Below are 19,032 nucleotides of genomic sequence, written 5' to 3'. Positions count from 1 at the left end.
TGCCTCCCACGCATCAGGCGGGCATGATGCTATCCCGCTTTTTCCAATTCAAAGGCATCATGCAGGGCTTGGACGGCAAGTTCCATGTATTTTCTGTCGATCAACACGGAAATCTTTATCTCGGAGGTTGTAATGACTTTGATGTTTACGCCTTCAGCAGAAAGCACACGGAACATCTTGGCTGCCACACCCGTGTGGCTGCGCATCCCGATACCAACGACGCTGACCTTTGCAACACCTTCATCGGCAACCAGATCGTGGTAATTGATGTCACCATTATCTTTGGCGGCCTGCATGGCTTTCTCGGCCCGCTTGACCTGATCGACAGGGCAAGAGAACGTCATGTCCGTGCGTCCTTCTTCCGAGATGTTCTGGACGATCATATCGACGTTGACGCCCGCATCAGACAGCGGGCCAAAAATCGCCGCCGCAATACCAGGACGGTCAGCGACCGAGATCAGCGTCATCTTCGCTTCGTCGCGGGAATAGGCCACACCGGCCACAACATTGGATTCCATGATATCCTCCTCATCGCAAACCAGCGTTCCGGCGCTGTTGGATGGTTCCTCAAATGATGACAGCACGCGCAGACGTACTTTGTATCGCATCGCCAACTCGACCGAGCGGGTTTGCAAGACCTTGGCGCCCAACGACGCTAGTTCCAGCATTTCCTCGAACGAGATTTTGTCCAACTTGCGGGCTTTGTTCGTGATCCGCGGGTCGGTGGTGTAGACGCCATCGACATCGGTGTAGATGTCGCAACGTTCCGCGCCGAAAGCTGCGGCAAAGGCTACAGCGGTCGTGTCAGACCCGCCACGCCCCAGCGTCGTGATCCGGCCTTCTGGGCTAAGCCCTTGAAAGCCTGCTACAACGGCTACCTTCATGCCTTCGCCGAACTTTGTATTGATGTTATCGGTCGGGATGTCTTCGATCCGCGCGCTGGAATGGGTCGAGGTGGTTTGCACCGGCACCTGCCAGCCTTGCCAACTCCGTGCCGGGATATCCATTTCCTGCAAACGCAGCGCCATTAGACCCGCCGTAACATTTTCACCCGACGACACAATCGCATCATATTCGCGCGCATCATAGAACTGTGATGTTTCATTGACCCAGCCTACCAGCTCGTTCGTTTTGCCCGACATGGCTGACACGATCACGATCACATCATAGCCGTTGGCCACCTCGACAGCGACGCGTTTGGCGGCGCGCGCAATCCGGTCAAGATTGGCTACGGATGTACCGCCGAACTTCATCACAAGCGTTGGCATGGGGGCTGTCTTTCGAAAACGCAGTTTTAATCAGCGCTTCCTTTAATGCCCGTGGCCACGAAGGGCAATCGGTTAGTAGGGGTGGGTGCGTCCATCCCAGGTTTCAAAGCACCCTGTTGACGCCAGATCAAGGGCGGCAAACCGCGCCATCAAGCCTTCGGCACTTTCTGCAGTGGTGATTTCCGCGCTTTGCGTGCCCATGTCCGTCTGTACCCAACCCGGATGATAGATACCCACAGCGATGCCTTCCGCTTTCAGATCACTGGCCAGATTGCGCCCAAGGTTCAACGCAGCAGCCTTGCTGGCGCGATAGATGTAACTGCCGCCTGGCGCACGGGTGTCGGACGCCATTTGCGAAGAGATGATCGCGATTTTCGGTGTCTCGGCCCGCCGCAAGTGTGGGAGCAGGGTTTGGAAACTTAGAAAGACACCCGTGACATTGGTCGCAAACCCGTGCGCCCACATGGACGCGGGATAACCGTCGACAAGGCTCTGCCCTTTGTCTTCATAAATGCCTGCGTTGCAGATCAGCAAGTCAACGCTGCTGTCGCCAAGACCGTCTGCAAAGGCGGCATGTGATGCCGGATCTGTCACTTCAAGCTGGTGCATCGCCCCGTGCGTCGGCGCGCGATGCGTGCCGATCACCTTGTGGCCCAGATCGTTATAGCGGTTAAATAAAGCCTGCCCTATCCCGCGATTGGCTCCGGTAATCACGATGGTCATGGGATTTCCTTTATCTCAGGTCAGTTTGTCTTCTTGCGCGGCATGAAGGGCAGGGGGACGACAGGGATGCCATCATCCACCAGTTTTTTCGCTTCATTTAGATTTGCTTCGCCATAAATTGGCCGCTCGGGGACAACGCCATCATGCATATCCCGCGCCTCTTTCACGAAACTTTTGCCCACATAGTCCGAGTTCGCCTCGACCTTATCGCGTAACGCGGCAATCGCGTTTTCGGTGAGTTTTGGCGCCCTGACGTCGGACGACGTGCTGACAGCAGGGGCCATGATCGACTTGGTCACTTGGGTAGAACCGCATGACGTGCAGTTCACCATGCCAGCCGCGACGAGCTTGTCAAAAGCGTCGCCTGACTGGAACCAGCTTTCGAATGCATGGTCTTGGTCACATTTGAGATGGAAACGGATCATCTTGGCCTGTCTACTTTGCAAACCTTTAAATAGGCTATCTGGGCTATGCTGCAAGCGCTTGCTAGCGTATGATTTTATGCGGTTTGAAGTTGGCCACGATGCGTTTCAACTCTGGTTCGGTCAATTTCTTAGCTGCTTTCGCAGGTGATAGCCATTTGCGCCGTCGTTGCTTTTTTTCGGGCCACTTGCTGTGTACATGGGTCACATGAACCGGATAGACCATCGTGACGATTGGCGCGTTACCTACCTTTTGCGGTTTGTGATAGCTGTAGACACCAAGGCAAAAATCAACCGCTTCACCGCGGACCCCTGCCTCTTCATAGGCTTCGGTGGCGGCGGCATTTGCTGGTGTTTGCTTATGCATCGGCCAGCCTTTGGGGATGATCCAGCGCCCGCGCGTTCGACTGGTGATCAGGCACACTTGCACTTGATCATTTTTGACGCGCCAACACAGTGCTGCAAATTGTGCGCGCACATCCGTTTTGCGCCCGGTGCGTAGCTTGAGGGGAAGCTGTTTTGCGTGTTTTTTCGCCATGTTCTCCGCCGCGAAAAGCATTACATCCGGTCTATGACAGACGTTATGCAGGCATCCGATCCGCAGGCAACCCTGCCACCGCGATTTATCGGGTCCGAAATTTATCGCCACTCCAGCTATGGCGCTTGGCATCCGCTGCGCGTGCCGCGTGTATCCACGGTAATAGACCTTGCGCGGAGCCTTGGCTGGCTGCCCACCGCGCAGTTTATCATCAGCCCCCGCGCAAAGGCTGCGGCGTTGTCCAGCTATCATACACCTGCCTACCTTGCCGCGTTGCAAGCAGCGGAGGCCGCACAGCAGGTTAGTGATGATGTGCGACAACGCCATGGCCTTGGTACGCCGTCCAATCCCGTTTTCAAGGAAATGTACCGCCGTCCTGCGACTTCTGCGGGGGCATCGCTTTTGGCGGGGGAACTGCTCAAACGCGGTGGGGTTATCTATTCGCCAGCGGGGGGTACGCATCATGGGTTGCCTGATCGGGCGAACGGATTTTGCTATCTCAATGATCCGGTTCTGGCGATCCAATCCTTGCGCCGCAATGGCGCGCAGCGGATTGCCTATGTCGATATTGATGCGCATCATCCTGATGGGGTGGAACATGCGTTTGCAGAGGATGAAGACACGCTGCAAATATCGGTACATGAGGAAAATCGCTGGCCGCGCACCGGCCAGCGCGGAGATCAGGGAAAGGGTCAAGTGTTCAATCTGCCGGTCGCGGCAGGTTTGAACGATGCAGAGATGGCGTTGATCCTTGATCAACTGATCCTGCCTTTGGTCGCTGGTTTCTGCCCTGATGCCATTGTCCTGCAATGTGGGGCAGATGCGGTGACCGAAGACCCGCAATCGCGGCTGACCCTGTCCAACAATGCGCATTGGGCAGTTGTTGCGGCACTCAAGCCGCTGGCGCCGCGATATTTGGTACTGGGCGGTGGCGGTTATAATCCTTGGTCGGTTGGCAGGCTGTGGACAGGCGTTTGGGCCACACTGAATGGCCATGATATTCCCGATGTCTTGCCGCCCGCAGCCCAAGGCATTTTGGGCGCCCTCACGTGGGCCGGGCCGCTGCGCCAACATCAGCCTGAGCCGCATTGGACGACGACCTTGCGTGATCTCCCCCGCGACGGCCCGATCCGCGACAGCGTACGGGACGACGTCTATCACTTGGCCGCCCGCCGCTTGGCTTGGTGCTGACCCTTGCAAGCCTTTGGAAACGCGCTGATAGTCGCCGCATGATTTTGCGCGCGTTTTTTATGGCTCTCATCCTCACGCAGGCGGCCTTGGCCGCACGGGCCGAGGTTTTGATCTTTGCTGCCGCCAGCCTGAAAGAGCCGATCGACCAGATCGCGGAACAATTTGATGATGTTGTCGTATCTTATGGTGGCAGTGGCACCTTGGCGCGGCAAGTGACCCTTGGTGCGCCTGCGGATATCGTTTTGCTTGCCAATACAGAATGGATGGATGTGCTGGTCGCGGGCGGACATGTGGAGGCCGACAGTGTTGTAAATCTTGCTAGCAACCGCCTTGTCTTGATTGGGCCGCAAGGTACAATACCCCTCAATCTTGAACCAGACGCCCTGCGTAATGCCATTGGCAATGGTCGGTTCGCCGTCGGGCTGACAGAAGCGGTGCCTGCGGGGATTTATGCCAAAGAAGCCCTTCAACATCTGGACCTTTGGGAGGCGATCCAAGACAGACTGGCCGAGGTGGACAATGTACGCGCGGCGCTGACGCTTGTTGCGCGTGGCCAAACGCCATTGGGAATTGTGTACCGGACCGACACAAGGATCAGTGACGACGTAGCAGAGGTGGCCGTATTTCCGCTCAACAGCCACCGACCAATCCAGTATCTTGGTGCCTTGACGGATGATAGGAATGATGAAGCGCGGATGGTCTTGGATGTCCTGACCGGGGTTCAAGGTCAGGCCATCTTTGCCGCATCCGGCTTTTTACCACCAACAGGCAACGCAAAGTGATTGAGGCGCTGGGCCCAGAAGAATGGACAGCCATCCTGCTGTCGTTGCGGGTCGCCCTTGTCGCGATGCTTGCCGCACTGCCACTTGCGGTTTGGATCGCCTATGTGCTTGCGCGCAAGACTTTTCCCGGCCGTCAATTACTGAATGGTGTGGTCCATCTACCCTTGGTGCTGCCGCCAGTCGTAACCGGTTATCTGTTGCTTGTCCTTTTTGGCCAGCAGGGGCCGCTTGGCGGTTTCCTTGACCAGACCTTTGGGATCACCTTCGCCTTTCGCTGGACGGGTGCGGCCCTTGCCGCAGCGGTCATGGCGTTTCCGTTGATGGTGCGTGCCATCCGGCTTGGGTTTGAGGCGGTTGATCCGGGGCTGGAACAGGCCGCCGCAACACTTGGCGCGTCGCGTTGGCGTATATGGCGCACGGTCACGCTGCCGTTGGTTTTGCCAGGTATTTTGGCTGGAACGATCCTTGGCTTTGCCAAGGCGTTGGGTGAATTTGGCGCGACAATCACTTTCGTCGCCGCCATTCCCGGAGAGACGCAAACCATCCCCACCGCGATCTATGGCCTGCTGCAGGTGCCCGGTCGTGAGCCCGCTATTGTCAGCCTTGTCATTGTCTCAATCATCCTCGCGATGGGGGCGCTGTTGGTCTCCGAATGGCTCGCTCGTCGCATGGCGCAGCGGCTGGGTGGCACATGATCAGCGTTGATGTCAAAAAGAGATTGGGTGCGTTTCAACTGGATACGCAGTTTGAGGCACCAAATGGCGTGACCGCAATCTTTGGGCGCTCTGGGTCGGGCAAAACCTCCGTGGTCAATGCAGTTGCAGGCCTTTTGCGGCCGGATGCTGGGCGGATCACCATCGCAGGGACGGCGCTTTTTGATCAAGCGTCAAAGACATATCTTGCGCCGCAACAACGGCGCATCGGCTATGTCTTTCAGGACGCGCGCCTGTTTCCGCATATGACAGTGATGCGCAACCTCGGCTACGGCGGCACGCATGACGCCGCACGCGTGATTGAGGTGCTGGGTCTGGAACAGCTATTGGATCGCATGCCAGCACGGTTGTCGGGCGGGGAACGCCAGCGGGTAGCCCTCGGCCGTGCGCTGATGAGTGATCCGCAGCTTTTGCTGATGGATGAACCACTGGCAGCATTGGACGCACCGCGTAAGGCTGAAATTCTGCCCTTTTTCGAACGGCTGCGCGATGAGGTGCAGGTGCCAATACTATACGTCAGCCATGATGTTTCTGAGGTGGCGCGATTGGCCACCACATTGGTGATCATGGAAAAGGGGCGGGTTACGACATCCGGCCCCGTTGGCACGGTTTTGTCACGGCCTGAAACGGTGCCACTGGTCGGCCCGCGGGCGGCGGGCGCTGTGATCGAGACAAAGGTTGCGGGGCGGTTGCTGGATGATGGCCTGACCGAACTGGCATTTTCCGGGGGGCGTATCATGCTGCCCGGGCTTTTGGGGGTATTGGGACAGACGGTGCGTATCCGTATCCCCGCTCAAGATGTGATCTTGGCCAAACATAGGCCAGCAGACTTGAGCGCGCTGAACGTGCTGCCCGTGACCATCACGCAGGTCGCGCAGGGCAAGGGGCCGGGCGTTGCTGTTGGTCTGAGGGCGGGGGAAGATCAGCTTTTGGCGCGGGTGACGCGGCGCAGTGCGCTGCGGATGGAATTGGCGGTTGGTCAGCAGATTTACGCGATTATCAAGGCGACAGCAGTGGGGCCAGAGGATATCGGCACTTAGGTTCAGGACCCTTAGGCTTTGAGCGCTTTTGGGATAGCTGCCAGTGTGCGTGCAACGCCGCCTGCGTGATCGTCATAAAAGTCAGTGATTTGCGCCTCTGTTACTTGGGTCGGCGATTGTATTTCGGCTCTGAGTGCGGCGGCGTCCGGGACAAGCTGACAGACACCTGCCGCAATCGCCTCGGTTGCAGGGTAGGCGATGGTCCAGATATGAGGGCCGACGATAACGGGCTTTTTCAGTGCCAATGGTTCAATAATATTATGGGCCCCCTTTGCCACGAAACCGCCACCCACAATGGCGCGGTCACAGAGGCCAAGATAGAAATACATCTCGCCCATACTGTCGCCCAATAGGACATCAATATCCGGCGCCTCACCACGCAGGCTAAGAGTGTCGTCCAGTATTTCAGAACGGCGCCTGTATTTCACGCCCGCGGCTTCGAGCATAGCAGCCACGTCGCCAAATCGTTCCGGCGCGCGGGGCACATAGGTGAAGAAAACGCCGTCGGTCTGGCGGATCATATCGATGTAAAGCGCGTCTTCGCCCTCGACCACGCTTGTCAGGGTAAAGCTGGGCCTGCCTTTGGTCAGTGCATCACGGCAGGTCGCAGCCGCCGCCAGATGCGCCTGTGGAATAGGTTGATCAAAGCGCAGCTCGCCTGTGATATGGATGTTTGACATGCCCACGGCTGCAAAGCGGTCTTTCTGACCTTGCGATTTGACGAAGCCACCAGCGAAGCCTGCGATTAGGGCGGCACGCAGACCAAGCCCTTGTTGGTCTTTTTGGAAGCTCTTTTCAGGATATTGCGCATTGCACATGAAAAGCGGGGTTCCATGTTTGCGACAGGCCATGATCATACGTGGCCAAATCTCGATCTCCATCACCAGCCCGTATTTGGGGGTGAAATGTTTCAGAAAACGCCTGTATGCAAAGCCGTATTCCAACGGCACCCAAAGGGGCTGTACCGTACCCGCGGCGATCTCATCAGCAAATTCACGCGCGGCCTCGCGCCGCCCGGCAGGGGTGAAATGGGTGGTCACCACGGTTTCACCCTGTGCCAGCAGGGCGCGGATAAGCGGAGTTGCTGAACGCATTTCACCAAGTGAGACTGCATGTACCCATACTGGATTGTGAAACTGCGTTGTATAACGTCCAAACCGTTCGGAGAGGTGTTGTGTATAAAGCGGGTCCTTGCGCCCACGGTGGCGTAAATAAAGCAGGATCGCCGGTAAGAGCAGCCACATCAGGACGCTGTAAAGAACCAGGGCGACCCGCAGCCGCAAGCTGGGAAAGCTAGGGGGCATCCGGTGCCTCCAATATCAGCAAAAGGCGTTGGAGCAAGGTATCAACAGTGGCACTTGCCGTAGCAATCGCGCCAGCCGCATTATTGATGGTCGTGTCTAGTTGCGTAGAGGTCAAAGCAGTGACAACATCATCCGCGGTTTCGACCTTTCGGGCCCCAGAAACATCGCAAAGATGTGCAAAGTCAGTGGCGAAATGTGCCACACGCGGCCCATGCATGATGGCACATCCCAAGGCCGCGGCCTCCCATGGGTTATGACCTTCGATATCGCTGAACGTACCGCCAATTAACGCAGCGTGCGCCAGACGGTAGACAAGCCCCATTTCACCAAAGGTATCAAAAAGCCAAACCGGATCATCAGAATCTGGAAGCGCGCCAAGACTGCGGCGAGGGCCATCACACTCTAGCGGTCGATCAGGAAACCGTGGTGCAATGATCAACAGGGCAGAGGGGTCAGTTTCGCGCAATAGGGTATGGGCTGCGCGGGCAATTGCGATATCTTCGGGATGGGCCGGGGCAACAGCCCAAACACGCCGCCCAGCCAAATGTTGCATAATCGTGTCGCACGCATCTGGATCGCTTTGCAAAGGGGGGGCCGCAGGTTTGAGTGACCCAGTGACCTGCACCTCTGCGCCCAGAGCCTTCAGACGATCAGCCGTCGCCTGATTCTGCGCCGTTACCATCGCCATCGCGCCATAGAGATCCCGGTACAGTGATGCAGCCCTTTGATGCGCGCGGAACGACTTGGCGTTCATCCGTGCAGCAATCATGCATTGTGGCACACCATGCGCCGCCAGATCGCTGACCATGCCGGGCCATATATCCTGTTCAACCCAGATGCACATGTCGGGCGCAAAGTGATCAAGAAATCGTCTACGATATGATGGTGCATCCAGTGGTAAAAATTGATGGATTGTGCGGGCAGGGGCGTTTTTGGCAAAGACATCGGCAGAGGCGGCAGTCGTTGATGTGACAAGAAAGAACAGATCAGGGCGGGCTTTGCCAAGACGATCAATCAAACCACGCAAGGACAAAACCTCGCCCAAACCCACGGCATGCAGCCAGATCAGCGGCCCGTCAGGTCGCGGGGCCAATCCGTGGGCCAGCTTTTCGCGCCACCGGGTGGGGTGTTCCTTGCCACGCTGCAAGCGCCGTCTCAGGATCGGTTTTGCGACCAGCGGGATCAGATAAGTGGCCGCCAGATAGCTGCGCAAGGCCAGTCCGCGCTGCATGTCAGCCGGGAAGGTCATGAAAGGTCTTTTGCAGCGAGGTTTCCCAGAAGGCATCATCCTTCAATGTCGCGACAAACCGCTCTGCCGCGCTGCCGCCGCCAAAGGCGTCATGGCGCGGATAGGCGTTGCCCCATTCCACCTTAAGAAACTGCGCAATCGCGGCGGTATCGACCGCACCGGCAAAAAAGACTGAAGGCGATTTGGCCCGGTTGGTCTGGCGGGTGCCGATATCCAGCGAGGGGAGCCCAAGAAAAGGTGCCTCACGCACGCCAGCGGATGAATTGCCGACCATTGCTTTCGCGTTCTTCATCAGTTCAGAGAAATGGGCAAAACGCATGGACGGCAGAACCCGAAACCGATCCGTAGGCATTTGTTCAATCGCATCAAAGATAGCGGCCGATCCGGGATCATTATTGGGCGCGATCACAACGAAGTTGCGTCCCGATTGGTCAAGCGCATCAAACAGCGCGTGGGCCTGTATGCCCATCGTGTCGGCCTCTGATGTGACCGGGTGAAAGACGCATATTCCATAGTCGTCTGAAGGCAGGTCGTAACGCTCTTGCACCTGTGCAAAGCTGACCCCCGACGGACCCGCATGAAAATCCAGTTCCGGCGATCCGATGGTGTGGATGTTTACCGCAGGCTCACCCAGCGCCATGACGCGGCGCGCGGCATCATCTGAGGACACGAAATGCTGGCTGGCCAGTTTGCTGTTACAGTGGCGATAAATCTCATCAATCGTGCCTGACACTTCACCGCCTTCGATATGGGCACAGCGAATGTAATTGGTAGCACAGACAAGCGCGCACGCCAGCGCCTCGACCCGGTCACCATGAATGACAACCAGATCAGGGGCGAATTCTTTCACAAAGTCCGAAAACCCCATGACAGTTTTGGCCAAGACCATATCCTGAGGATCACCAATGCGTTGGTTGAGGAACTCATGCACCTGAATGCCCGGCGTGCGATGCACCTCAAGCTTGGTCAACCCATAACGTTCCAGCATGTGCATACCGGTGGTAAAGAAAGACACCTCAAAGCCCGCATCGCGCGTGGCAACCGCCAAAGGCTCCAGCTTGCCAAAATCGGCTCGCGTACCTGTGACAAAAAGAACTGAGCGCGGCATCTGGACCTTCCACATCAACGCGTTATCGGTCGACCCGATTACTGCTGATCGTCAGGATATCTTGAAGGCAAAGGAAAGGAAACGCGGTTTGCGGCGACTGAGGCGCAGATATTGCCGATGTGTTGTAAGCCTACTATGATAAGCGCTTGACCTTATCTGACGTCATCCTTAGGTGACGGGGTCACGAGGCGAGTGGGCAGGTAGGTTATGCAGCGGATTGCAAATCCGTCTAGACCGGTTCGATTCCGGTACTCGCCTCCAATAAAATTGACAAGTTACGTGGATTTTTCGACTTCTGCTGGATGTATTTTGAAACACTTGTTGAAACTTTTATGTTTCGCTTCTGTTGCGCCCTCTTGGCTAGCTCGCTTTGACTTCTTTGACGGCAGTACTTTTCGAGCATTTCTATGCCGGAGTGCCCAGTTACAGCTCGCACCATTTCATCGTCACAACCTGCCATGGAGAGCTCGATGGTGGCGTTCTTGCGTAGGCCGTGTGCCATATAGCTTTTGTCTGTACGAACATTTGTGCGAAATCCTGCGCGAAAACCAATATGCTTTAGGTGCACTCCAAGGCAAACATCAGGCAAACGTAAACAACATTACTTAGATCGCACTGAGAAGTGGGGTTGAACTGTCGCTCTGGTTGGCGATGGCGTGATTGCCGGGCCAGCGTATCAGCAGCATCGCTTCACCGTTGATATCATGTTTCGCCAAGGTCGCGGGCAGGTCCTTCACCTCGCACGTTGCAAGCACCTGTCCTTTGCGCTGGGCCTTCGCCACGATCTGTACGTCAAGCGGGGCGTCGCTATGTGTGGTTTGCAGTGCATCAACGATACGGGGTGCTGCACCAATAGCCATATAGAGCGCCACGCAGGTGCCGGGTTGGAGGTCTTTGATCGCGTCAGGCACGACATAGCCGCCCTCAAGATGGCCTGTCGTCAGCGTAAGTGTCTCAACATTTCCTCGCTCCGTCAGGCTTTGCCCGACACTTGCCGCGGCAGCACAGGCGGCGGTGACACCGGGAACGATCTCGAAAGGGATATGAGCGTCTTTTAGCGCGTCAATCTCTTCCGTACTGCGCCCAAAGATACCCGGATCACCGCATTTCAGCCGTACAACGCGTTGCCCGCGTTTGGCAGCCGCGACTAGCGTTTGCGTGATTTTTTCCTGTGGCCAGCTGTGACAGCCCGGCGCTTTGCCCACATAAACGCGTTCTGCATCCCGGCGCGCTAGCTCAAGGATTTCGGGATCAAGCAGGCGGTCATAATAGATCACATCAGCCTCTTGCAACCGTTGCACGCCGCGTAGGGTGATCAGGTCCTTCGCGCCGGGGCCTGCGCCGACAAGGGCAACGCTGCCGCCGGTATCATTGCCAAATCCGCCAGTTTCGATAGCGGTTTTGATCAGCTTGGCCGCATCTCGTTCTGCGCCGCCTGTAAACATCCGTCGTGGGCTGTCGTTGAACACCCAGCGCCACAGATCACGCCGCAAACGTGGCGCCAGACGGGCCGCCGCCGCCCCCCGCAATCGCCCTGCAAGAGACGCCAGATCACCCAACCGTGGTTCGAGCGTTTCTTCCAGCTTGGTCTTGATCTGTCGGGCCAGCACGGGTGCTGTACCTTCTGTGCCGATGGCCACGACAACCGGGTCCCGGTCCACGATGGAGGGTGTGATCGCATCACATAGATGCGGTTGATCAACCACATTGACCACAGCACCGCCCGCCTTGGCCAATGCATGCAGCGCCATATCGGCGCCGGGGCAGCCAGAGGCGACGAAAACCAAAGCGGTATCTACAAAGCTTTCCGGCATGATCGCGCCGGTGTCATGTGTCACCCGCCCCGCTGCGACCAGATCAGCCAGTTCGGCATCCAAGCTGGGGGCCAGCAAAGTGACCTCGGCCTCTGATTTGAGGATCAATCGGGCCTTTTGCGCGGCTTGTTCCTGGCCGCCGACGATAACGACCTTGCGTCCGGCCATCTGCAAAAACATTGGAAAAGTTTTCATGCGGAAAGGCTTTCTGGTTGGTGGCGTGCGGCCCAAAGGGCATTGGCCATGGTTTGTGCGTCTTGCTGGGTTGGGGCGGCCTTGAGTGCGTGCAGGGCCAGAGCAGCTGTGCCAGTGATCGTAGCGATGCTGAAGTCATCGTCGACTGTACCGGCCCAAAGTGCAGGCAAATCAACGACAGTGTTCACGTCATGCAGGCGACGTTTTTCGTCCAGCAGGGCAGGGGCGGTGTTAGCGATGTGACCGCCATCGCGCAGACCAAAAACAGCTATATCCTTGGACGGGTGGCGTTCGAATTCGCCGCCGCCGCCTTTTATGATCATCAGGTCCTGCTGTCCCAGCATTTGAGCGGCCTCGGCCTGAAGGCTGCGATACGCGGGGTGAAAGACACCTTGCACCGAAACGGGTGCTGCGGATGGGTTCCACATGCGCAGTACGGTGTTAAAGCACGACCGCAGGCCCAGCACATCGCGTAGATTAAGCAAAGCGAAGGCTTCGGGACAAAGCATTTCCAAAGCGCTGTAACGCACCTGTGGTCCGGCCAGATCAAGTGCATCGCGCACGGATGCACCAGCCGATTGGTGTGAGTTCCAGCCATGCATCGATACTGTGTAGCCCGCCTGTGCAACAAGCCGTGCTGCAAGCAAAAACATAGGTGCGCCCCGGCTGCGCCCCGCAGCATAGGAGGGCCAATCAAGATCAGCTTTGGGCAGCTTTTCGACGACATGCGTGCGCAATGCAGCCGTAAAACCGGCAATCTCTGCCGGGGTTTCGCCGCGCAACCGCATCACCATCAGGAGTGCGCCAACGGCCTCTGGTGCGGCCGCACCCTGCAGGATCACGGTCATCGCGTCGTTGGCTTCTGCGAAGGTCATGTCGCGCGCGCGCCCTTTGCCGCGCGCCACAATCTGAACGAAAGGTGCCAGGCTCATTCTGCGGCCATCGGAAGCGCTGCCTCCGCCAAAAGTGCCGCCAGTTCCGGCTTGCAAGAGCCGCAGTTGGTGCCTGCGCAAGTGGCCTCTCCCAAGGCAGTCACGCTACGCGCCCCTTTTGATGCGGCATTCAGCAGCGTGTTACGCCCGACGTTGAAACAGCCGCAGACCGTTGCACCGGGGTCGGGCTGATCCGCTGGCGCGCGTCCCGCAAGGGCGGTCAGCGGGGCGGCATCGGTGCCGATCAATGCAATCGAGGCGGGGCGTGACATGATCACAGGTTGTGGGGCGGCAAAGAACAGTGCCTTCGTGATCCCATCTTGGGAAATTGCAACGCGTGTCAGGCCAGTGGCCGGATCACTGTGCAAGGCTGCATCGCCAGTGGACCGTCCCGACAGCAAACGCGCCTCGGCAACCCAATCACTGGGTAATTTGCGACCTGCCACTTCGGCCTGCCAGCCTGTTTGCGTCTTTGCGATGGCGGCATAGGGCGTTTGCGGTGTCATCGCATCGGCGCTGGCAAGAAAGCCGTACCATTTGGCCTTGTAAACATTGGCGACGACGGCGCCGGATTTCAATGCTGGTTGGCCTGATACAGGATCCGTCACCGGTGCCGTCAGGCTGTTCACCGTTCCTGATGTGGTCAGTTGTCGGGTCCAATGCATCGGTGCAAAAAGCTGGCCTGCGGCGATGCGCGGTGTCACTAGCGCGCGTAGGATTGCGGTGCCATAGGTACTTTCAACGCGGATCAGATCACCGACAGTGACGCCAAGATCTGCGGCGTCCTGCGGGTGTATTTCGACATAGGGTTCGGCAAGATGGGGGCCCAGCCGTGCCGATTTACCTGTACGCGTCATCGTGTGCCACTGATCGCGGTTGCGCCCTGTATTCAACTGGAAACGGGGTTTTGCCAAAGCAGGTGCAGTCACAGGGATCATCTGCGCTTTGCCATCGGGGTGATAGAATTTGCCATCCGCAAAAAAGCGTTGGTCGTTGCGTGGCCATTGCGTCGGGATCAGATTGGCATAGTCAGCATCTGCGAAAATGCTCAGGTCCAGATCGCGGGGGAACTGCGATGTCGCGGCATCAAGGGCCACGTATTCAGCAAAGACATCTTGGGGTGTGCGATAGGCAAAAGCCTTGCCAAATCCCATGCGGGTCGCGACGTCGCTGACAATCTGCCAATCTGGGCGGGCTTGACCCGGCGCTGGTAGAAACGCGCGCTGGCGCGATATGCGGCGCTCGGAATTCGTGACCGTCCCATTTTTTTCACCCCAGCCGGTTGCGGGTAGGCAAACATGGGCCAGATCGTTGGTATCGGTCTTTTCCATGATATCAGATGTGACGACGAAGGGGACATTCGCGATCGCCGCTGCCACGCCATCGGCATCGGGTAGCGAGACGGCAGGGTTTGTGGACATGACCCAGAGCGCTTTGATCTGACCTTTTGCACAGGCGTCGAACAGATCAACCGCTTTCAGGCCCGCTTGGGTGCAAATCGCGGGGCTTTTCCAGAACGCCTGCACCGCTTGACGGTGATCCGCATTGCCCAATTCCAGATGGTTCGCCAGCATATTGGCAAGCCCACCCACTTCGCGCCCACCCATCGCATTGGGCTGTCCGGTGACCGAAAATGGGCCCATCCCCGGTTTCCCGATGCGCCCGGTGGCAAGATGGCAGTTGAGGATCGCATTCACCTTATCGGTGCCGGTTTCGGACTGATTTACGCCTTGTGAGTAGATCGTGACGACCTTTTCGGTGCTGGCCCAGAGGTCGTAGAATGTTGCGAGGTCTTGTGCTGAAATCCCTGTATCCGTTGGATCAGATTGGCGCGCTGTTGCAATCGCCTCGGCCATGCCATTGACGTGTTGGGTGGTATACTGGTCATCGATTTTCCCGGCGTCGGCAAGATGGGTCAACAGGCCGTTGAACAGCGCAATATCGCCGTCAGGGGCGATTTGCAGATGCAGGTCTGCCAGATCGCTTGTGGCTGTGCGACGTGGGTCAATGTTGATGACGCGCATTGCAGGACGCGCCTCTTTTGCGGCGACGATGCGTTGGTACAGGACGGGATGACACCATGCGAGGTTTGAGCCGACCAGAACGATCAGATCAGCCTCTTCCAGATCGGTATAGACGCCGGGCACGGTATCGGTGCCAAAGGCGCGCTTGTGCCCTGCCACGGAGGAGGCCATGCAAAGGCGCGAATTCGTGTCGATATTGGCGGAGCCGATGAAGCCTTTCATCAGCTTATTGGCCACATAATAGTCTTCGGTCAGCAACTGGCCCGAGGCATAAAAGGCCACACTATCGGGGCCATGTTCCGCAATTGCTGCGCTGAATTTGGATGCTACCAGATCAAGCGCCTCGTCCCACTCTGCCGCGCGTCCTTCAATCTTTGGCTCTAAAAGCCGCCCATCGAGATCAATCGTTTCACCAAGTGCCGACCCCTTTGAGCAGAGCCGCCCAAAATTGGCCGGATGATTAGGATCACCCTTGATCGTGCCATCAGCCCCCGCAAGGACCCCGCAACCAACGCCGCAGTAGGGGCATGTGGTCTTGGTCAGTGTCATGCGGCGGCCCGTGCGCGTAGGAACGCGCGGTCAAGCATGATGCGGCCGTCCTCAACGCGGGCGGGGTAGGTGGCAACGCGGCCTTCATCCTCGCCTTGTGCTTCGCCGGTTTCGAGCGATATCACCCAATTGTGCAGTGGGCAGGTGACAGCTTTGCCATGCACGATCCCTTCGGCCAGTGGGCCCGCTTTATGCGGGCATGCATTATCAAGGGCGTAAACCTCATCTTCGCCTGTGCGGAAGACAGCAACACAACCCAATGCGGTCTTTACCATCCGCGCACCGCGCTGTGGAACATCCTCAAGCGCTGCAATATCGATCCAGTTGCTCATTCTGCGGCCTCCAATGACAGGTTCGCTAGTGGGCGATAGGTACTTGCCTTGTTATTGGCATGTTCGGCCCATGGGTCTTTGCGATAGATCGACTGGCTTAGTTCAAACCGGTCAACCAAAGCGGCGCGTTCATCCAGATCATCGACGATGCGCTCCTTGATCCAGTCCAGGCCAACCTTGCCCATCCATTTGTAGATCCGGTCGAGATACTTGGCATTTTCGCGATAAAGCTGCGTGACTGCCTTAATGACCAGCACCGCATCTTCCTCGGTGGGCACTTGCACCAGCAGTTCCGTCTCTTTGACGTCCATTCCGGCCGCACCGCCGATGCTGACCTGATAGCCGCTATCGACGCAGATCACGCCAATGTCCTTGCAGGTCGCTTCGGCGCAGTTACGGGGGCAGCCGGATACGGCGAGTTTCAGTTTATGCGGTGTCCATGATCCCCACAGTTCTTTTTCCAACTTGATGCCAAGGCCGGTGCTGTCTTGCGTGCCGAAACGGCAATGATCCGTCCCCACACAGGTTTTCACTGTGCGCAGACCTTTGGAATAGGCATGGCCTGATACCATCCCCGCCGCATTCAGATCGGCCCAGATGTTGGGCAGGTCTTCGCTTTTGACGCCAAGCAAATCAATACGCTGCCCACCAGTTACTTTGACGGTAGGGACCATGTATTTGTCAGCCGCATCCGCAATCGCGCGCAGCTCGTTGGGGGTCGTGATCCCGCCCCACATCCGTGGCACGACGCTGAATGTGCCGTCCTTTTGGATGTTCGCGTGCTTGCGTTCGTTGATGAAGCGGCTTTGCGGGTCGTCCTGATACTCCAACGGCCAGTCGGCCAGCAGATAGAAGTTCAGCGCCGGGCGACAGACATGACAGCCGCAGGATGTTTTCCACCCGCATTCCTGCCAAACGGCGGGCATCGACGTCAGCTTCTGACTTTTAATCATGCGCCGCACGTCTTCGTGGGTCATGTCAGTGCAGCCACAGACCGAGGTCGCGGCCGGCATGACGAAATCATCGCCCAGCGTTACCGCCAGCACCTGTTCAACAAGCCCGGTGCATGTCCCGCAGGACCCGGATGCTTTGGTGGTTGCCCGCACGGCACCTAGATCAGTGGCACCTGCTGCGATAGCGTCTTCGATTTGTCCCTTGCAGATACCGTTGCAGCCACAGATCTCCGCGTCACGCGGTAAGGCTGCAACAGCTGCTAAAGGGTCCAGGGGGGCACCCCCTTGGTAGGCCGGACCAAAGATGAGCGTATCGCGCATGTCAGAAATGTCGGTCTTGTCGCGGATCAGCCCGAAGAACCAGTTGCTGTCGGCGGTGTCGCCATACATCACGGCACCTTTGACAATGTTCTCTTCGATCACAAGGCGGCGATAAACGCCCCGTGCCGGATCGCGAAAGACAATATCCTCGCGTCCTTCGCCATCGGCGAAATCACCTGCACTGAATAGGTCACAACCCGTGACTTTGAGCTTGGTAGAGAGCTCTCTCTGGACGAATTTGGCCTCTTCTCCGATCAGGGTCTGAGCCGCCACTTTCGCTTGGTCATAAAGTGGGGCGACAAGGCCAAAGATAGCGCCGTCGTGTTCTACACATTCCCCAACAGCGAGCACATCTGCATCGGATGTGATCATCTGGTCATCGACATGAATGCCTTTGCCAACAGCCAGCCCGCTTTCTTGGGCTAGTGCCACGTTGGGGCGAATACCCACTGCCATGACGAGTAGATCGCAGGGCAACTCGGTGCCATCATCCAGCAACAGCGCCTTCACGTGGCCGTTCTCGCCCAAAATCTCTTTGGAATTGGCTGCGCATTTCACGGTGATGCCCTTGTCCACCAGCGCCTTGCGCAGCAGATAACCGGCGGCCTCATCCAACTGACGCTCCATCAGGTGACCCATGATATGCACAACAGTCACGTCAACACCGCGCGCGGCCATGCCTGCGGCGGCTTCCAGCCCCAGAAGGCCGCCACCAATAACAACACATTTGTTGTCTGGCCCAAGGTCCATCATGCGCTGCGTATCTTCCAGATCGCGATAGGCGATGACGCCCTCCAGATCATGGCCGGGCAGCGGGATCATGAAGGGATTGGAGCCTGTGCCGAAGATCAGCTTGTCATAGCGCAGCACATCACCGTTTTCGGCTGTAACGGTCTTGGCCGCGCGGTCAATGCTTGCGATACGCTCGCCAAAACGGCAGGTCACGCCATTGTCGGCGTACCATGCATCATCATGGGTCACGATTTCAGTGTAGGTTTTCTCGCCCGATAGAACGGGCGACAGCATGATGCGGTTATAGTTCCCTCGCGGTTCTGCATTGAACAAGGTGACATCATAGTCGGAGCCTGCATCAAACAGATGGTCCAGCACACGGCCAGTTGCCATGCCTGCACCAATGACGATCAGTTTCTGTGTCATAGTGCTGCCTTTGGGTATGCTGCATCAATCATGACCGTTGACAACGTGCCATAGGCCGCGATCCAGCTGTCTTTGGTTGCATCCGTAAAGCCGTCGCCCAATCCCTGTTCCAAGGTATAGATCAAGGCTGCGCCAACGGGTTCGTAGTCTTTGGCTTCAACGCCGTAGTGAACATGCCGCACGGCCAGCTCTTGCGCGACAGGAACGATCTTGTCCAAGTCCCGCAATCCGTTCACCACAACCCCCAAGGTCGACATAAGCTTTGCGCCCTGCTCACCCATGTCGCCTCTGAAGTAGGGCCTGACCTCAGGTGCGATTTCAAACAGACGGTCATAAAAAATGGTCGCGGCTGCATCGCTGATGGGTGCAACTTGCTTGAAACTATCCTGAATGAGTATGATCTGATCTTCAGTCAT

At 57.4% G+C, this 19,032-nt stretch carries 17 protein-coding genes and 1 tRNA gene; 5 read left to right on the top strand and 13 right to left on the bottom strand.

Annotated features, from left to right (window positions below; all coding sequences use genetic code 11):
• Positions 1 to 29 precede the first annotated feature (29 nt).
• The 4 genes from BC777_RS07830 to BC777_RS07815 all read right to left on the bottom strand — a co-directional run bounded on the left by BC777_RS07830 (position 30) and on the right by BC777_RS07815 (position 2,951).
• Positions 30 to 1,268, bottom strand: coding sequence for an aspartate kinase (locus BC777_RS07830; RefSeq protein ID WP_100367523.1), 1,239 nt, complete (start codon positions 1,266 to 1,268; stop codon positions 30 to 32).
• Between the two features lie 72 nt (positions 1,269 to 1,340).
• A complete protein-coding gene (locus tag BC777_RS07825) occupies positions 1,341 to 1,991 on the bottom strand; it encodes an SDR family NAD(P)-dependent oxidoreductase (protein ID WP_100367522.1) in 651 nt (216 codons plus the stop codon).
• Positions 1,992 to 2,011: 20 nt separating this feature from the next.
• Positions 2,012 to 2,416 (bottom strand): DUF1178 family protein, encoded by a 405-nt coding sequence (locus tag BC777_RS07820; protein ID WP_100367521.1) that lies wholly within the window; start codon positions 2,414 to 2,416, stop codon positions 2,012 to 2,014.
• 61 nt (positions 2,417 to 2,477) lie between these two features.
• On the bottom strand, positions 2,478 to 2,951 hold the full coding sequence (locus BC777_RS07815; protein WP_100368054.1) for an NUDIX hydrolase: 474 nt from the start codon (positions 2,949 to 2,951) through the stop codon (positions 2,478 to 2,480).
• 33 nt (positions 2,952 to 2,984) lie between these two features.
• On the opposite strand from BC777_RS07815, the gene BC777_RS07810 reads away from it, so the two are divergent.
• From BC777_RS07810 to modC, 4 genes are read left to right on the top strand one after another with little or no spacing between them, the layout of a single operon-like run.
• Positions 2,985 to 4,142 carry an arginase family protein gene (locus BC777_RS07810; RefSeq protein WP_100367520.1) on the top strand — a complete coding sequence of 386 codons (1,158 nt, stop codon included), beginning with the start codon at positions 2,985 to 2,987 and terminating at the stop codon, positions 4,140 to 4,142.
• Between the two features lie 59 nt (positions 4,143 to 4,201).
• A complete protein-coding gene (modA, locus tag BC777_RS07805; protein ID WP_168769105.1) occupies positions 4,202 to 4,924 on the top strand; it encodes a molybdate ABC transporter substrate-binding protein in 723 nt (240 codons plus the stop codon).
• Complete coding sequence (gene modB, locus BC777_RS07800) at positions 4,921 to 5,619, top strand: molybdate ABC transporter permease subunit (RefSeq protein ID WP_245834202.1); 699 nt, start codon at positions 4,921 to 4,923, stop codon at positions 5,617 to 5,619. The genes modA and modB overlap by 4 nt, the downstream gene beginning before the upstream one ends.
• Complete coding sequence (gene modC, locus BC777_RS07795) at positions 5,616 to 6,677, top strand: molybdenum ABC transporter ATP-binding protein (RefSeq protein WP_100367518.1); 1,062 nt, start codon at positions 5,616 to 5,618, stop codon at positions 6,675 to 6,677. Before modB ends, modC begins: the two co-directional genes overlap by 4 nt.
• Before the next feature lie 11 nt (positions 6,678 to 6,688).
• Here modC and BC777_RS07790 read toward each other — a convergent pair whose 3' ends face one another.
• Genes BC777_RS07790 through neuC form a run of 3 tightly spaced genes read right to left on the bottom strand, consistent with a single transcriptional unit; the run spans position 6,689 to position 10,338 of the window.
• A complete protein-coding gene (locus BC777_RS07790; protein ID WP_100367517.1) occupies positions 6,689 to 7,981 on the bottom strand; it encodes a 3-deoxy-D-manno-octulosonic acid transferase in 1,293 nt (430 codons plus the stop codon).
• Positions 7,971 to 9,230, bottom strand: coding sequence for a 3-deoxy-D-manno-octulosonic acid transferase (locus tag BC777_RS07785; protein WP_100367516.1), 1,260 nt, complete (start codon positions 9,228 to 9,230; stop codon positions 7,971 to 7,973). Before BC777_RS07785 ends, BC777_RS07790 begins: the two co-directional genes overlap by 11 nt.
• Positions 9,214 to 10,338, bottom strand: coding sequence for a UDP-N-acetylglucosamine 2-epimerase (gene neuC, locus BC777_RS07780; protein ID WP_100368052.1), 1,125 nt, complete (start codon positions 10,336 to 10,338; stop codon positions 9,214 to 9,216). Before neuC ends, BC777_RS07785 begins: the two co-directional genes overlap by 17 nt.
• A gap of 187 nt (positions 10,339 to 10,525) precedes the next feature.
• On the opposite strand from neuC, the gene BC777_RS07775 reads away from it, so the two are divergent.
• Positions 10,526 to 10,599, top strand: a tRNA-Cys gene (locus BC777_RS07775).
• 344 nt (positions 10,600 to 10,943) lie between these two features.
• Here the strand turns inward: BC777_RS07775 and cysG are convergent.
• Genes cysG through BC777_RS07740 form a run of 6 tightly spaced genes read right to left on the bottom strand, consistent with a single transcriptional unit; the run spans position 10,944 to position 19,032 of the window.
• Entirely contained in the window at positions 10,944 to 12,347 is a 1,404-nt protein-coding gene (cysG, locus tag BC777_RS07765; protein ID WP_100367514.1) for a siroheme synthase CysG, read from the bottom strand.
• Positions 12,344 to 13,279 carry a glycosyl transferase family protein gene (locus tag BC777_RS07760; RefSeq protein WP_100367513.1) on the bottom strand — a complete coding sequence of 312 codons (936 nt, stop codon included), beginning with the start codon at positions 13,277 to 13,279 and terminating at the stop codon, positions 12,344 to 12,346. Before BC777_RS07760 ends, cysG begins: the two co-directional genes overlap by 4 nt.
• A complete protein-coding gene (locus BC777_RS07755; RefSeq protein ID WP_100367512.1) occupies positions 13,276 to 15,852 on the bottom strand; it encodes a nitrate reductase in 2,577 nt (858 codons plus the stop codon). Before BC777_RS07755 ends, BC777_RS07760 begins: the two co-directional genes overlap by 4 nt.
• Positions 15,849 to 16,184 (bottom strand): nitrite reductase small subunit NirD, encoded by a 336-nt coding sequence (gene nirD / locus BC777_RS07750; RefSeq protein ID WP_100367511.1) that lies wholly within the window; start codon positions 16,182 to 16,184, stop codon positions 15,849 to 15,851. The genes BC777_RS07755 and nirD overlap by 4 nt, the downstream gene beginning before the upstream one ends.
• Positions 16,181 to 18,616 (bottom strand): nitrite reductase large subunit NirB, encoded by a 2,436-nt coding sequence (gene nirB, locus BC777_RS07745; RefSeq protein WP_100367510.1) that lies wholly within the window; start codon positions 18,614 to 18,616, stop codon positions 16,181 to 16,183. Before nirB ends, nirD begins: the two co-directional genes overlap by 4 nt.
• On the bottom strand, positions 18,613 to 19,032 hold the full coding sequence (locus tag BC777_RS07740) for a globin family protein (protein WP_100367509.1): 420 nt from the start codon (positions 19,030 to 19,032) through the stop codon (positions 18,613 to 18,615). The genes nirB and BC777_RS07740 overlap by 4 nt, the downstream gene beginning before the upstream one ends.

The sequence above is a fragment of the Yoonia maricola genome (genome assembly GCF_002797915.1).
Taxonomy (GTDB): domain Bacteria; phylum Pseudomonadota; class Alphaproteobacteria; order Rhodobacterales; family Rhodobacteraceae; genus Yoonia; species Yoonia maricola.
Note: the sequence above shows the minus strand (reverse complement) of the source record. Positions and strands in the feature narration are given on the sequence as shown.

Excerpts from the sequence above, each read along its gene's own strand:
- BC777_RS07830 (WP_100367523.1), bottom strand. The coding sequence starts at position 1,268 with ATGCCAACGCTTGTGATGAAGTTCGGCGGTACATCCGTAGCCAATCTT.
- BC777_RS07825 (WP_100367522.1), bottom strand. The coding sequence starts at position 1,991 with ATGACCATCGTGATTACCGGAGCCAATCGCGGGATAGGGCAGGCTTTA.
- BC777_RS07820 (WP_100367521.1), bottom strand. The coding sequence starts at position 2,416 with ATGATCCGTTTCCATCTCAAATGTGACCAAGACCATGCATTCGAAAGC.
- BC777_RS07815 (WP_100368054.1), bottom strand. The coding sequence starts at position 2,951 with ATGGCGAAAAAACACGCAAAACAGCTTCCCCTCAAGCTACGCACCGGG.
- BC777_RS07810 (WP_100367520.1), top strand. The coding sequence starts at position 2,985 with ATGACAGACGTTATGCAGGCATCCGATCCGCAGGCAACCCTGCCACCG.
- modA (WP_168769105.1), top strand. The coding sequence starts at position 4,202 with ATGGCTCTCATCCTCACGCAGGCGGCCTTGGCCGCACGGGCCGAGGTT.
- modC (WP_100367518.1), top strand. The coding sequence starts at position 5,616 with ATGATCAGCGTTGATGTCAAAAAGAGATTGGGTGCGTTTCAACTGGAT.
- BC777_RS07790 (WP_100367517.1), bottom strand. The coding sequence starts at position 7,981 with ATGCCCCCTAGCTTTCCCAGCTTGCGGCTGCGGGTCGCCCTGGTTCTT.
- BC777_RS07785 (WP_100367516.1), bottom strand. The coding sequence starts at position 9,230 with ATGACCTTCCCGGCTGACATGCAGCGCGGACTGGCCTTGCGCAGCTAT.
- neuC (WP_100368052.1), bottom strand. The coding sequence starts at position 10,338 with ATGCCGCGCTCAGTTCTTTTTGTCACAGGTACGCGAGCCGATTTTGGC.
- cysG (WP_100367514.1), bottom strand. The coding sequence starts at position 12,347 with ATGAAAACTTTTCCAATGTTTTTGCAGATGGCCGGACGCAAGGTCGTT.
- BC777_RS07760 (WP_100367513.1), bottom strand. The coding sequence starts at position 13,279 with ATGAGCCTGGCACCTTTCGTTCAGATTGTGGCGCGCGGCAAAGGGCGC.
- BC777_RS07755 (WP_100367512.1), bottom strand. The coding sequence starts at position 15,852 with ATGACACTGACCAAGACCACATGCCCCTACTGCGGCGTTGGTTGCGGG.
- nirD (WP_100367511.1), bottom strand. The coding sequence starts at position 16,184 with ATGAGCAACTGGATCGATATTGCAGCGCTTGAGGATGTTCCACAGCGC.
- nirB (WP_100367510.1), bottom strand. The coding sequence starts at position 18,616 with ATGACACAGAAACTGATCGTCATTGGTGCAGGCATGGCAACTGGCCGT.
- BC777_RS07740 (WP_100367509.1), bottom strand. The coding sequence starts at position 19,032 with ATGACTGAAGATCAGATCATACTCATTCAGGATAGTTTCAAGCAAGTT.